This is a genomic window from Actinophytocola sp., from assembly GCF_035634895.1.
Taxonomy (GTDB): Bacteria; Actinomycetota; Actinomycetes; order Mycobacteriales; family Pseudonocardiaceae; genus Actinophytocola.
This window is the reverse complement of the sequence record NZ_DASQCC010000221.1, coordinates 78678-92721: the sequence shown is the minus strand read 5'-3', so window position 1 is coordinate 92721 and position 14044 is coordinate 78678. Positions and strand designations below refer to the sequence as shown.

Sequence of the window (14044 nt, the reverse complement as noted above, 5' to 3'; positions counted from 1 at the left end):
GACCACGACACAAACCCACTCAACGCCTCAGCACACTCACCCATCCGCGCCTTGAACACCTCGCACGAACCCAACAGTTCCCGCGCCATCCCCACCCACTGCGAACCCTGACCCGGAAAAACGAACACCACACGACCGTCGGTCAGCGCACGTCCAGTTGGCACCGAACCGTTGCCCGCCAACAGGTCCCGCAGTCCGGCGAGCAGGGTGTCGCGGTCGGTGCCCACCACCGCGGCCCGGTCCGGCAGCACAGCTCGCCTCGCCAGCGAACGAGCCACGTCCTCCTGGCGGACCTCCGGCCGTGACTCCACGAACGACAACAACGCGCTGGCCTGTGCCGCGAGTGCGTCGGCACCTCGGGCGGACAGTGTCCACGGCACCACCTCCGGTGCCGAGGATGTCCCGCCTTTCTCCTCCGGAACACCTTCCAGGATCACGTGTGCGTTGGTGCCGCTGATCCCGAACGACGACACCCCGGCACGCCGGGTGCCCTCCGGCCACGCCCGGGACTCCGTCAGCAGACGCACCGACCCCGCCGACCAGTCCACATGGGACGTCGGCCGGTCGACGTGCAGTGTCGCGGGCATGACGCCATGCCGCATCGCCATGACCATCTTGATCACACCGGCGATCCCGGCCGCGGCCTGGGTGTGGCCGATGTTGGACTTCAGCGACCCCAACCACAGCGGGCGGCCGGGAGCCCGGTCCCTGCCGTAGGTGGCCTGCAGGGCCTGCACCTCGATCGGGTCGCCCAGCACGGTGCCGGTGCCGTGTGCCTCGACGACGTCGACCTCCGCGCCGCGAAGTCCGGCGTTCGCCAGGGCCTGCCGGACCACTCGCTGCTGCGAGGGGCCGTTCGGTGCGCGCAGTCCGTTGGAGGCCCCGTCCTGGTTCGTGGCCGATCCCCTGACGACGGCGAGTACCGGGTGGTCCTGTCGCCGCGCGTCGGACAGGCGTTCCAACAGGACGAGGCCGACGCCTTCGGCCCACGCCGTCCCGTCGGCGGACTCGTCGAACGACTTGCAGCGATGGTCGGCGGCCAGCCCGCCCTGCCGGGTGAACTCGAGGAACATGCCGGGGGTCGACATCACCGCGACCCCACCGGCCAGAGCCGCGGTGCACTCCCCCGTGCGAATCGCCTGGCAAGCCAGGTGCAGCGCGACGAGCGAGGACGAACACGCGGTGTCCACGGTGATCGCCGGGCCCTCGAGGCCGAACGTGTACGCGACGCGGCCGGACACCACGCTCGGCGAGGTGCCCGTCAGCAGATATCCCTGCGCTTCCTCGCCGGACTCGTGCATCCGGGGGCCGTAGTCGAGGGTGGTGGCGCCGACGAACACGCCGGTCGCGCTGCCGCGGACGGTCGCGGGGTCGACACCGGCCTGCTCGAAGACCTCCCACGCGGTTTCGAGCAGCAGCCGCTGCTGCGGGTCCATCACCATCGCCTCTCGGGGCGCGATGCCGAAGAACTCCGCGTCGAAGTCGGCGGCGCCGTCGACGAAGCCGCCCTCGTACGGCAGGTCCGTCGGCCAGCCCCGGTCGGTCGGCAACGGCGAGATGGCGTCGACGCCCTCGGCGACGAGCCGCCACAGGTCCTCCCGGGTGGCCACTCCGCCGGGCAGCCGGCAGGCCATCGCGACGATCGCGATGGGATCGTCGTCATCGGCGGCACCCGCGGCCAGGGGTGCGTCGTGGTCCACCCCGAGCGCCTCGTCGCGGAGCCAGCGGGCCAGCACGGCCGGCGTCGGGTGGTCGAAGGTCGCGGTGCTCGACACACGCACCCCGGTCGCGGCGCTGAGCGCGGCACACAGCTCCACCGCGCTCAGCGAGTCGAATCCCAGGTCCTTGAAGGAAAGCCCGGGGTCGACGGCGTCCGGTGCCGGGTGGCCCAGTAGCTCGGCGACCCGTGCACGGACCTCGGCGAGCACCAGGTCGTCCTGTGCGTCGGCCGCCAGCCCGGCGAGCCGGGCCGCCAGTCCCTCCGGTCGCGCGGCCGGCGCGTCGTCCGATGCGCTCACGGCCTCGGCGTCGCCGAGGGCTTCGGCCGGCTCGGCGGACTCGTCGGTGGGCAGGTCGAACCAGTACGGCAGCCGTTGGAACGGGTAGGTCGGCAACGTGACCCGGCGGGCGCCGGTGCCGTCGAAGACCGCGCGCCAGTCCACCGGCACGCCCCGCACGTGCAACTGGCTCAGCAGCGTCATGGCCGACTCCACCTCGGACCGGCCACGCCGCAGGGTCGGCGCCGCGACCACCTCGGCGCCGGGGGGCAGACACTCGTGCGTGGCCGCGGTGAGCACCCGGTCCGGGCCGATCTCGACGAGGGTCCGCACGCCGAGGTCCACCATCGTGGCGATGCCGTCGTGGAAGCGGACCGTCTCACGGACGTGCCGGACCCAGTACTCCGGCGTGCCCAGCTCGGGTCCGGCGAGCCGGCCGGACACATTGGACACCACGGGCACGGTGGCGGACCGGTAGGTCAACTCCTCGGCGACCGCACGGAACTCGGCGAGCATCGGCGCCATCCGGTGCGAGTGGAAGGCGTGTGACACGCGTAGGCGTGTGGTCCTGCGGTGCCGCCAGGCCGCTTCGACGGCGGCCACCGCGTCCTCGTCACCGGACACGACCACCGAGGCCGGTCCGTTGACGGCGGCGAGGCTGACCCGGTCGCCCAGCGAGTCCTGGATCTCCTCCTCCGTGGCCCGCACCGCGAGCATCGCGCCACCCGAGGGCAGCCCCTGCATCAGGCGGCCCCTGGCGGCCACCAGCCGGCACGCCTCCGGCAGGTCGAGCACACCGGCGACATGCGCCGCTGCCAGCTCACCGATCGAGTGGCCGACGAGGAAGTCCGGCCGCACCCCCCAGAACGCCAGCAGTCGCACGAGCGCGACCTCGACCGCGAACAGCCCGGCCTGGGTGTAGGCGGTCTCGTCGATCAGGGCGGAACCACCGAGGACCACCTCCCGCACCGACGGGTCGAAGCACGAGCACACCTCGTCGAACGCCGCCGCGAACACCGGAAAGGCATCGGCCAGTTCCCGACCCATGCCCGGCTGCTGCGATCCCTGACCGGCCAGCAGAAACCCGACCGGGCCGGAGACGGGCGACCCGCGCAGGACCGCGCTGGACGGGGTGGCGGCCGCGACCGCCTCGAGACCGGCGCGGAACCCGGCGCGGTCACCCGCCACCACCACGGCCCGGTGTTCGAGGGCGGAACGGGTGGTGGCGAGCGAGAATCCGATGTCGGCGTCGGTGGGACCGGTGTCGTCGAGGAACGCGAGCACCTGCTCGGCCCCGGCCCGCAGGGCTGTCTCGGTCCGCGCCGACAGCACCCACGGCACGGTCCCCTGCCATGGGGTCGGCGGTTCGGCCGGACGTGCCGGGGGCTCGGCGACGACCACGTGGCAGTTGGTGCCGCCCATGCCGAACGAGCTGACACCGGCGACCAGCGGCCGGTCGGGCGCGGGCCACGGTCCCCCCTCGCGCTGGACCCGCAGGGTCGCCGGGACGGCCGGGTTGCGCCGGACGAAGTTGAGACTCGCGGGGATCGTGCGGCGCTCGACCGCCAGCACGGCCTTGATGAGCCCGACGATGCCCGCCGCGCCCTCCAGGTGACCGACGTTGGTCTTGGCCGAACCGACGGCTACCGTCCGGTCGGACCCCATCACCTCAGCGAGGGCCGCCGCCTCGATCGGGTCACCGACCGCCGTGCCGGTGCCGTGCAGTTCGACGTACTGCACGTCGTCCGGCTCGATGCCGGCGTCGACGTGCGCGCTCCTGATGACCTCGGCCTGCGACCGGGCGTCCGGCACGGTCAGTCCCATGCCCGCGCCGTCGTTGTTCACCGCGCTGCCGAGGATGACGCCGTGGATGTGGTCGCCGTCGGCGATGGCGCGGTCGAGCGACTTGAGGACGACCACGCCGCCGCCCTCGCCCCGGACGTAGCCGTTGGCGCGTTCGTCGAACGTGTGGCAGCGCCCGTCTGGCGACAGGGCACCGAAACGGGACGCGGCCGTCGCGCTGCGGGGTGCCAGGTTGAGGTTCACACCGCCGGCCAGCGCGAGCCCGGTCTCGCCCCGGCGGAGGCTCTCGCACGCGAGGTGCACCGCGACGAGCGAGGAGGACTGGCCGGAGTCGACGACGAGGCTCGGCCCACGCAGGCCCAGCGCGTAGGAGACGCGGTTGGCGATGACGGAGCGGCTCAGACCGGTCAGCGTGTGTTTCGTGACCGGTACGCCGAAGGTGTTCGCGAGCGTCGCGTAGTCGTCCCAGATGGCACCGAGATAAACACCGACAGAACTGTCGCCAAGGCCGTCGGGGACAATTCCGGCGGATTCCATCGCCAGCCACGATAGTTCGAGGGCGAGCCGCTGCTGTGGGTCCATCGCGGTCGCCTCGCGCGGCGACACGCGAAAGAATCCGGCGTCGAAACCGGCGACGTCGTCGAGAAATCCACCGAACCTGGCGCGCTCGTCGCCCTGACGGCCGTGCCAGCGGCCGGCCGGGACCTCGCCGACGGCGTTCTCGCCTGCCCGCAACAGGTTCCAGAAGAAGTCCACACCGGACGCACCCGGCAGACGGCAGGCCATGCCGACGATCGCGACGGCCGGCCTCTCGCTCTCGCTCATGACGCTCCACGACCCTAGGGTGCCGACGGGAAACCACTGCAAGGCATTTCGATAATCACCGGGAATACCGTTTCCACCCAACCCCTAGGTCACCCGTACGCCCCCTAGGTCGATTCGGTTGCGGTTTTCCGCCGCCGAGAACTCACCCAGTCTGATACGTGACTACTCACGGGAGGCAAAACATGGATTCGTTCCGGTTCGGCGTCGTGATGCACGCGGCGGGTGGCCACGCGGAATGGGCGGAGAAGTGCCGGGAGGCGGAGGCGCTCGGGTACGACGTCATCCTGGTGCCCGACCACCTCGGCATCCCGTCGCCGTTCCCGGCGCTCACCGCGGCCGCGCTGGCGACCGAGCGGATACGCGTCGGGACGTTCGTGGTCAACACGGTGTTCGCCAACCCGACCTTGCTCGCCAGGGACGCGGCCACGGTCGACCGGCTCACCGGCGGCCGGCTGGAGCTGGGGCTCGGCGCGGGACACCGTAAGGAGGAGTTCACGGCCACCGGGATCGGCTGGCGGCCGCTCGGCGAGCGGATCGAGCACCTGGCGCACACCCTCGGCGAGCTGACCCGGCTGTTCGGCGACGAGGACACCCAGCCACGGCCCGTCCAGGCCGGCGGCCCGCCCGTGCTCATCGGCGGCAACAGCGACCAGGTGCTGCGGCTCGCCGCGGAGCGCGCCGCGACCGTCGGACTGACTCCGCTGGTGCGGACGAAGTCCGCGCCAGGCTTCCGGATCATGGGCGCGGAGGAGGTCGACGAGCGGGTCGCGTTCCTGCGGTCCTCGGCCGCCGGCCGCGAGGTCGAGCTGAACGTGCTCGTCCGGGACGTGGTGGTCACGCCGGACCGGGAGGCGGTCGCTCGTCAGTGGCTGGCACAGGCCCCGTACTTCGACCTGGACCAGTTCTACGCCTCCCCCACGGTGTTGCTCGGCACCGTCGACGAGATCGCCGAACAGGTTCGTGCCTGGCGCAAGCGGTTCGGCATCACCTACCTGGCCGTGCACGAGCCGAGGATGGCGGCGTTCGCGCCGGTGGCCGCCGCGCTGCGGGGCGAATGACGGCAGGAGCGCCCCGTCGCCGGATCCGGCGACGGGGCGCTCCACCGCGGTCACCAGGTGACGGGAAGCTCGTGGACGCCCTGCATGTCGGCGGCGTCCCGGATGCGTAGCTCGGCGGAGGGCACCGCCAGCCGCAGGGTGGGGATCCGTTCGATCAGCGCCCCGTAGGTGACCTCCAGCTCGAGCCTCGCGAGGCCCTGCGCGATGCAGTTGTGCGGACCGAAGCCGAAGGCGAAGTGCTGGTTCCCAGTGCGGTGGAGGTCGATCCGGTCGGGGTCGGGGAACGCGTCGGGGTCACGGCCGAGCAACGCGTACGGCATGATCACGCCCTCACCGGCGGCGATCATCTGACCGTGCAGCTCGATGTCCTCGACGGCGACGCGGATGCCGGCCATGTCGGCGATGGTGAGGTAGCGCAGCAGCTCGTCGACCGCTCCCGGCATCAACGCGGGGTCGCGGCGCAGCTCGTCGAGCAGTGCGGGGTTCTCCAGCAGCACGGCGACGCCGAGCGCGATCATCTGCGCGGTCGTGCCCTGCCCGGTGACCAGCAGCTGCACCGCCATGCGCACCAGGTCGTCGCGGCTCAGCTCGCCGCCGGAGACCACCAGCCGGTCCAGCAGCCACGTGTCCTGCTCGCCGGCGCGGGAGGCGACCAGCTCGTCGAGGTAGGCGACCAGTTCCGCGAGCGCGGCCACCCCGTCCGGCGATTCGGGGGCACGCAGCAGGCGCATGCTGCGCTGGGTGAACAACGCCTGGTCGGGCCCGGGGACGCCGAGCAGGTGGAAGATCACCCGGCCGGACAGCTGCGCGGCGAAGCCCTGGATCAGGTCGACGGGTGGCTCGGCGGCGAGCAGTTCGTCGATGCTCTCGCCGACCAGCCGCTCGACATCCTGCCGCATCGCCCTGGTGCGTTTCGCGGTGAAGTCGGGGATGAGCATCCGCCGGTAGAACGTGTGCTCCGGGGCGTCCATGGTGACGAGGGTGCGGAACCCCCTGGCTTCCAGCAGCCGCGGCGTGACGATCGGGAACCCGTCCTTGGCGCGGTCGGAGGACAGTCCGGGATCGGTCAGCAGCCTGCGGGCGTCGGCGTGCCTGGTGACCATCCAGACCTTCGCGCCGTCGTAGAGGGTCACGCGGATCAGCGGTCCGGCCTCCCGCATCGCCGAGTAGCCCGCCGGCGGGTCGTACGGGCAGGTCCGCTGCTGGGGGTAGGGGAACGTGTCGGTCGCGTGCACGGTCTCGGTCATCGTGGCCCCTCAGCTGATGGCGTTGAAGTTGGACCACCCGGTGGCCACCACGACGGGGTCGGCGAACACCGAGGCGGGGTCGGCCGGGTCGAACCCGCCGGTGTTGAGGAACGCGACCACCGTGCCGTCCTCGCGCATGCCGAGCAGGTCCGGCCTGCCGTCGCCGGTCAGGTCGGTGACGTCGATGACGGTCATCTGGTCCCAGCCCTCGCCGATCCGGTACCAGGTGCCGGTCTCGGTGTCGGGGGGTTCGTCGCCGCCGAGCGGCAGCGCGGACAGCCCGCCGTCGGCGTGCAGCACGAGCAGGTCGACACCGCCGCTGCCGGTGACGTCGGCGGCGCCGACCGGGATGTCGGTCTCGCCGATGACCGCCAGCCGGTACGGGGCGGCGAAGCTGTTGGTGCCGTCCACCGAGCCCGCGAAGGGGATCGCGTCGATGATGCTCGTGCCGGCCTGCCTGCCGATGATGTCGGTCCTGCCGTCCTGGTCGAGGTCGGCGAGTGCGATCGTGTCGTAGGTGACCTCGGGCAGCTTGCCGCCGACGTGGATGGGCTCGGCGAGGGTGTCCAGCCCGTTGAGGCCGTCCTTGTTGAGGTAGATGTAGGCCTGCTGTTCGACGGTCAGCGTGAAGATGTCGGCGGTGCCGTTGCCGGTGAAGTCACCCGCGCCGACCCAGACGTCCTTGTCCGCGGCGAACCCGGTCCCGATCAGCACCGGTGCACCGAAGGTCCTGGTTCCGTCGACCTTGCCGGTGCCGGGGTGGACGAACACCTCGCCGGTCGTGGCGTCGCGGGTCAGGATGTCCGCCCGGCCGTTGCCGGAGAAGGAGCCGGAGTGTCCGGTGTAGGTGAGCATGGTGCCTCTCTCGGTCGACGTTCGGTGCCGTGTCGGGTTGTCTGTCGGGCGTTTCTCACCGTGCGGGCCGCAGGAACTCGGCCAGCTCACGTGGGGTCGGGTGGGTGAACAGCTCGGCGAGTCGAAGTCGCACGCCGATGCGTTCCTCGACGCGCTGCACGAGCTGCGCGCCGAGCAGTGAGTGCCCGCCGCTGACGAAGAAGTTCGAGTCGGCGCCCAGCCCGCCCCGGTTGAGCACCTCCTGCCAGATGCCGACCAGCGTGCCGGTCGGGTCGTCCGGATCGGTCGTCGTGACCTGCTCCTGGTCGGTGGTCGCGGCGGCCAGCCGGTCCTCGGCGTCCCTCGCGAGTGCCAGGTAGTCGACCTTGTCGTTGCCGGTGCGGGGCAGGGTGGGCACGACGAAGAACTCGCCGGGCACCGAGGGCGCCGGCAGTCCGGCACGCGCGTGTTCCCAGAGCTGGCCGGCGATCCCCGGCTTGTAGTCGGCGACGACGAACGCCACCAGCGTCGCCCGTTCGTCCTCGCCGGTCACGAGCACGGCGGCGGCGTCGACGGAGGGGTGGTCGAGCAGCACGCCCTCCACCTCACCCGGCTCTATCCGGTTGCCACGCAGCTTCACCTGGCGGTCCACACGGCCGAGCACGTCCAGGGTGCCGTCGTGCCGCCAGCGCGCCAGGTCACCGGTCCGGTAGTGGCGGCCGAGACCCGGGTGGTCGCGGAACCTGTCCTCGGTCAGCTCCGGCCGGTTGTGGTAGCCGTTGGCCACGCCCGCGCCCGCGATGCACAGCTCGCCTCGGACGCCGACGGGCAGCTCGCGGCCGTCCCGCGCGACGAAGACCCGGGTGCCCCGGATCGGGCGGCCGATGCTGATCTGGGGTTCGTCGGCCACCGGACCGCAGGTGGACCAAATCGTGGTCTCCGTCGGTCCGTAGACGTTGCGCGGCTCGCAGCCGGTGAGCAGCAGCCGGTGGGCGAGCGTGGCCGGGAGGGACTCGCCGCCGCAGAGCACCTTGCGGCCGGCGAGCGTCTCGCCGCAGTCCGGCAGCACGAGGCGCCAGGTGGTGGGCGTCGCCTGCACGACGTCGACGCGATGCCGTGTCAGCAGGTCGGCCAGCTCCCGGCCGTCGGTGCGCACGCTGTCGGTCGCGACGACCACCCGGCCGCCGGACACCAGCGGCAGCAACAGTTCCAGTGCCGAGATGTCGAAGCTGAACGTGGTCAGCCACGCCATCCCCTGGCCGGCCGTGACCGCCAGCTCGTCGCGGAAGTGCTCGATCAGGTTGGCCAGGTTGTCGTGGCCGACCACGGTTCCCTTCGGCCTGCCGGTGGAGCCGGAGGTGTAGATCAGGTACGCGGCGTCGACCGGGTCGACGTCTGGCCGCGTGGCGTGCCCGTCCCCTTCGGCGGGGAGGCGGACCACGCGGACGCCCGGCCGGGCGGTGACGCGCACCCCGAGTGCGGCGAGCACGGTCGTGGCGCCGGAGTCCGTGAGCTGGTAGGCGATCCGGTGCGGCGGGTGGGTGGGGTCGAGCGGCAGGTAGGTGGCGCCGGCGCGCCACACCCCGAGGACCGCGGCGGCCAGCTCGACACCTCGGGGCGCGACGAGTGCGACCACGTCCCCCCGCTTCGTGCCGGCGTCCGCGAGGAGGTCGCGGACCGTCGCCGAGGTGGCCCACAGCTCGGCGTAGGTCGTCCTGCGGTCGCCGTCCTCCAGTGCGACGGCGTCCGGGGTCGCCGCGACCCGCGCCCGGATCGCGTCGAGGACCGTCCCGCCCACCTCGCCGCTGCCGGTGTCGTTCGCGGCGGCGACCACGGCCCGGTCGTGCTCGCTCCACACGGGGATCCCGTGGACGGGTTGTTCGGTGTCCGCCGCGAGCGCCACCAGCAGCGCGTCGTAGCGTGCCAACAGCGCGACCACGTCGTCCCGGTCGAGCGCGTCCGTGCTGTGGACCGCGCGGACGCGGATCTCGTCCTGTGTCGACATCACGAAGAACTCGAGGTCGAACTTGCTGACCGGCAGCTCCACGATCACCGGGCTCGCGGTGGCGCCGCCGATCTCGAAGTCCGGCAGTGCGAGCCCGGGAACGTAGTTGAACACGTGCCGGAACAGGGTGTTGCGCCACGCCGTGCCGCCCCGGCCGACCTCGTCGTAGAGGCTGTCGACCGGCATGTCGGCGTGCGCGATCGCGTCGAGGAACACACCCCCGGTCTGGCGGGCCAGGTCGGCGAAACCCTTCCGCGTGTCCACCGCCATGCGCACCGGCACCACGTTCACGTGGTACCCGATGGCCCGCTGGTCGGCGGGGCCACGGGTGTTGACCATGGTGCCGACGGCGACGTCGGGTCCCGCCCCGTGCGCGGCCAGCAGCAGGAAGTACGCCGTCAGCAGGACGACCGCCTCCGACGTGTTCAACCGCGAGCGCAGGTCACGCACCGCCGTCTGCGCCTCTGGCGACAGCGGCACGACGACCTGACCGCCCGCGAGCGTGCCACCGGTGGACTCCTGCCGTCCGCACCACAGGTCCAGCTCGCCGGGGTCGAACCCGCGCAGCTGGTCGTGCCAGTACGCGGCACTGCGCGGCCCGGGCTCCGGTTCGCGCAGCGCGGGGATCTGTCCCTCCGGCACCCTGCCCGCGTAGGCCGCCACCAGCTCGGCCAGCAGCGGGCCCGCGGAGATCGTGTCGAAGACGAGGTGGTGCACGGCAAGGCACACCACCTCGTCCTCCGGGCCGGTGAAGTGGCCGACCCGCAGCAGCGGGCCGCCGTCGAACCGGAACGGCCGGGACACGAACCCCGCGACGTCGGACAGGTCCGTCGTCGGGACCCGTTCGACCTCGACGCGGAGCTCGTCGGCGGGGCGGACCAGGCGCCGCAGCTCGGCGTCGTCGTCGTGGAAGACGGTCCGCAACACCTCGTGCCGCCGGACGACCGCCGACACGGCGTCCTGGAGTGCGGCCGGGGAGAGCGTGCCAGCCACCCGGAACGTGAACGACAGGTTGTTCACCCCGGTGCCGGGGAACAACTTCTCGAGCAGCCACAGCGCCTCTTCCTTGCGTGTGGCCGGTTGCGGAACGCCCATGCGATCTCCCCTCCGCGTCGCTACGGCCGGGCCGTCGAGCTGCCGGCGCCACGGCGAGCCAGCAGGCCGGCCACGGCCCGCGCGACCCCGGGGTCGCGCAGCAGGTCCGCGTGCTCGACGTCGAACCGGATGTCCTCGGCGACCATGCCCTCGCGTGCGGCCGGGTCGACGAGGTTGAGCCCGTTGGTCGTGGTCCGCGAGCTGATCGCGGTCGCCTGCCGCCAGGCCTCGGCCGGGTCGAGGCCCGCCGCCGCCACCAGGTAGGTCATGAACGCGCTGACCGTCGCGGCGAACTCGTCCCGGCGGACCTCGTCGAGGCCGGCACGGGCGAACGCGGTCGCCCCCGCCTCCAGGAACACCGCCAGCAGAGCGTCACGCAGCACCGCCAGGTCCTCGGTGCGTTCCGCCAGCTCGCGGCCCCGCTGCTGGTGTTCGGCCACCTCGTCCGGCTCCAGCGCCACCGAGAGCCCGTCGAGCACCTTGTGGAACTGCCAGTACACGGTGATCCGGCTCGGCGCCTCCGGGTCGAACAGCACGACCTCGGGACGGGTGCCGGTGGCGGCGAGGCGGTCCGCGATCGCCGCCGCGTACACGCTGCCCGCGCAGAACCCGAGGACGGCGTGCACCGGGCGGCTGTCCAGTCCGGAAAGCCACCACCGCACGTAGTCCCCGCCGGTCATGCCCGTCTCCGCGCCGCCGGTCGGTGGCACGCTCTCCCAGACCTCGTGGTCGGGGGCCAGCGTGGCCACCAGTTCGCCGAACCCCGCTTCCGGTCTGCCGGTGAACGGGTAGTCCACGGCCAACACGATCCCGTCCCGCGCGGACGAGTTGAGCGGACGCCAGACCTGTTCCGCCATCAGTACAGCGAGGGGGTCGGGTCGCCCAGCCGGAAGCTGGCCTGCTGCAACCGGCCGAACGAGGTGCCGAACACGCCGGGGATGACGGACTTGTCGCCGGCCTGTTCCATGAGGCCCGGGAGCGCGAACAGGCCGGCGTGGTCCGAGGAGATGCCCTTCCGGAACGCCATCCGCACGTGCATGGTGACCGACTCTGCCTCCGGCAGGGGCACCGTGCCGTCCGGCTTGCTCAGGATGTCGCCGTCGGGTCCGCGCAGGGTGGAGGCGATGTGCACGCCGCCCTCGGCGGGGAACTGCGGATCCCAGCAGTCCTTGGGGTCCTGCTCCTGCCAGCCCGCCCTGCTGACCTTGTAGGTCAGCTTGAAGTCCTCGCGGCGCAGCGCCTCGGAGTCGGAGAACCAGACGACCAGGTTCAGCGCGGTGTCGGCGTAGGTGTACCGGCCGCGGTTGGTGTAGAAGACGGTGAACTCGAAGGTCTCGCCGGGGGTGATCACCGACGGCACGCCGACGAAGTCCGCGACGATCTCGTCGTTGACCTTGAAACCCTTGTACGTCCGGTAGGTGGGAGCGGGGACCTCGTTCGTGAGCGTTGCGGACATCAGCCTCTCCTAGTGGTTTCCTTCGCGGGTTCCGCCTGGCCGAACCAGCGGTGCAGCGCGGCGAGTTGCCCCGCCTCGTCCGCCGCGTCGCCGGCCCAGCAGACGTGGCCGTCCGGCCTGATGAGCACCCGTTGTGCGGCAAAGGGTTCCGTCGGGACCGCCGCGATCCCGGTCACCCTCCCCGGCCAGGGGCGCACCACCTCGGTGACGGCCGGGTCGTCGCCGAGGTCGAGCAGTACGCCGTGACCGGCGCACAGCAGTTCGTGCACCCGCGTGGGCCCGGCGGGGCCCACGAGGTCCAGGTCGGGCATCCGGTACCCGGTGACGCCGTCGTCCTGGTCGGACACGGGATGGCGGGTGCCGAGGCCGGACACGATCCCGGCGAGGTGCCGGTTGGTCTCCGGCACGCGCAGCAGTCCCGCCACGACCTCGCGCAGGGCGGCGACGTCGAGGCCGTCGTCCATCAACAGGAACTGCGCGCGCGCCTCCCGCAGCAGGTCGGCGGCGACCGGATGGCGTTCGTCGTGGTAGGTGTCGAGGAGCCCGGCGGGCGCCGTGCCCTTGACGACCGCCGCTAGCTTCCAGCCGAGGTTGAACGCGTCCAGCAGGCCGAGGTTCATGCCCTGGCCGCCGAGCGGGACGATGATGTGCGCGGCGTCGCCCGCCAGGAGGACGCGGCCGACCCGGTACTGCTCGACCTGGCGGCACGCGTCGGTGAACCGGGAGGCCCAGAGCACCTCCTTCAGCTCGACGTCGATCCCGCACGCGTCCTCGATCGCGGTCCGGATCTCCGCCTCGGTGACCGGCGCCGCGCGGTCTGTGTCGCGCAGTGCTGGCCCGGAGAAGCTGAGCCGGTGCACACCGGCCTCCAGGCCCCGCAGTGAGAACATCAACCGGCCGCCCGGCACCGGGGCCACGCCGGCAAGGCTGTTGCCCGGCAGCAGGCGCAGGAAACGGCGGCGGCCCGCGTCGAGGTCGTCGTACCACGTCTCCGGCGGCCTGCCGAGGCGCAGGTCCGCGGCCACGAACAGCTGGCGCCCGTCGCTGCCGGGGAACGCCAGGCCGAGGGACCTGCGCACGGTGCTGCGGCCGCCGTCGCAGGCGACCAGGTATCTCGTGCGGACCGAGCTCTCGCCGTCCGGGGTGAGCACGTCGGCGGTCACGTGCTCGTCGTCCTGGCGCACCCCGGTCACGACGTGCTCGCGGCGGACCGAGCCGCCCAGCTCGACCAACCTTCGTTCGAGCCGGTCCTCGACCCGTGTCTGGACGACCCCTGTCTGGTGGGGGAAGCGGGTGCGCCACGGGGCGCAGTCCAGCGGCACGGGCAGCGCCCCGAAGAAGCTGTGCGCCGGGGTGCCGAGCACGATCTCGTACTCGCGCAGCTCGTCGAGCAGCCCCCGGGAGTCCAGCACCTCGGCGGTGCGGGGATGCAGGTTCAGCGCTCGCGACTCGGCGCCGCGGCCGGGCAGTGACTCCAGCACGGTTGGCGCGACACCGGCCAGGGCCAGTTCGGTGGCGAGCATGAGCCCGGCCGGACCGGCCCCCACCACGGTGACCTCGGTCGCCTCGGCAGCCATTGTTCCCCTTTGTCAGAACGCGTGTGGTCCCCGTGCGGACGTCCGACCGAACCGAACGAGATATGCGGATCGCGGTTTCGACGAATTCTACTGATTGGAAGCTAAATACCGCCGTGATATCACGACAACCCCTAGGCCGCCCTTATC

Annotated in this window: 8 protein-coding genes; 1 reads left to right on the top strand and 7 read right to left on the bottom strand. The window is 72.0% G+C overall.

Annotated elements, in window-relative coordinates; translation table 11 throughout:
• Window positions 1-4625 (bottom strand): polyketide synthase (locus VET29_RS33930; protein WP_324928429.1); only part of this gene is annotated, 4625 nt, incomplete at its 3' end.
• A gap of 182 nt (window positions 4626-4807) precedes the next feature.
• Between VET29_RS33930 and VET29_RS33925 the strand changes: the two genes are divergently transcribed.
• Complete coding sequence (locus VET29_RS33925; RefSeq protein ID WP_324928427.1) at window positions 4808-5683, top strand: TIGR03621 family F420-dependent LLM class oxidoreductase; 876 nt, start codon at window positions 4808-4810, stop codon at window positions 5681-5683.
• Window positions 5684-5733: 50 nt separating this feature from the next.
• Here VET29_RS33925 and VET29_RS33920 read toward each other — a convergent pair whose 3' ends face one another.
• Genes VET29_RS33920 through VET29_RS33895 form a run of 6 tightly spaced genes read right to left on the bottom strand, consistent with a single transcriptional unit; the run spans window position 5734 to window position 13897 of the window.
• Window positions 5734-6930, bottom strand: coding sequence for a cytochrome P450 (locus tag VET29_RS33920; RefSeq protein ID WP_324928425.1), 1197 nt, complete (start codon window positions 6928-6930; stop codon window positions 5734-5736).
• Between the two features lie 9 nt (window positions 6931-6939).
• Entirely contained in the window at window positions 6940-7785 is an 846-nt protein-coding gene (locus tag VET29_RS33915; protein WP_324928423.1) for a VCBS repeat-containing protein, read from the bottom strand.
• A gap of 55 nt (window positions 7786-7840) precedes the next feature.
• A complete protein-coding gene (locus VET29_RS33910; RefSeq protein ID WP_324928421.1) occupies window positions 7841-10864 on the bottom strand; it encodes an amino acid adenylation domain-containing protein in 3024 nt (1007 codons plus the stop codon).
• A gap of 20 nt (window positions 10865-10884) precedes the next feature.
• Complete coding sequence (locus VET29_RS33905) at window positions 10885-11721, bottom strand: hypothetical protein (RefSeq protein WP_324928419.1); 837 nt, start codon at window positions 11719-11721, stop codon at window positions 10885-10887.
• Window positions 11721-12320 carry a hypothetical protein gene (locus VET29_RS33900; protein WP_324928416.1) on the bottom strand — a complete coding sequence of 200 codons (600 nt, stop codon included), beginning with the start codon at window positions 12318-12320 and terminating at the stop codon, window positions 11721-11723. Before VET29_RS33900 ends, VET29_RS33905 begins: the two co-directional genes overlap by 1 nt.
• A complete protein-coding gene (locus VET29_RS33895; RefSeq protein ID WP_324928414.1) occupies window positions 12320-13897 on the bottom strand; it encodes an FAD-dependent monooxygenase in 1578 nt (525 codons plus the stop codon). The genes VET29_RS33900 and VET29_RS33895 overlap by 1 nt, the downstream gene beginning before the upstream one ends.
• Window positions 13898-14044 lie beyond the last annotated feature (147 nt).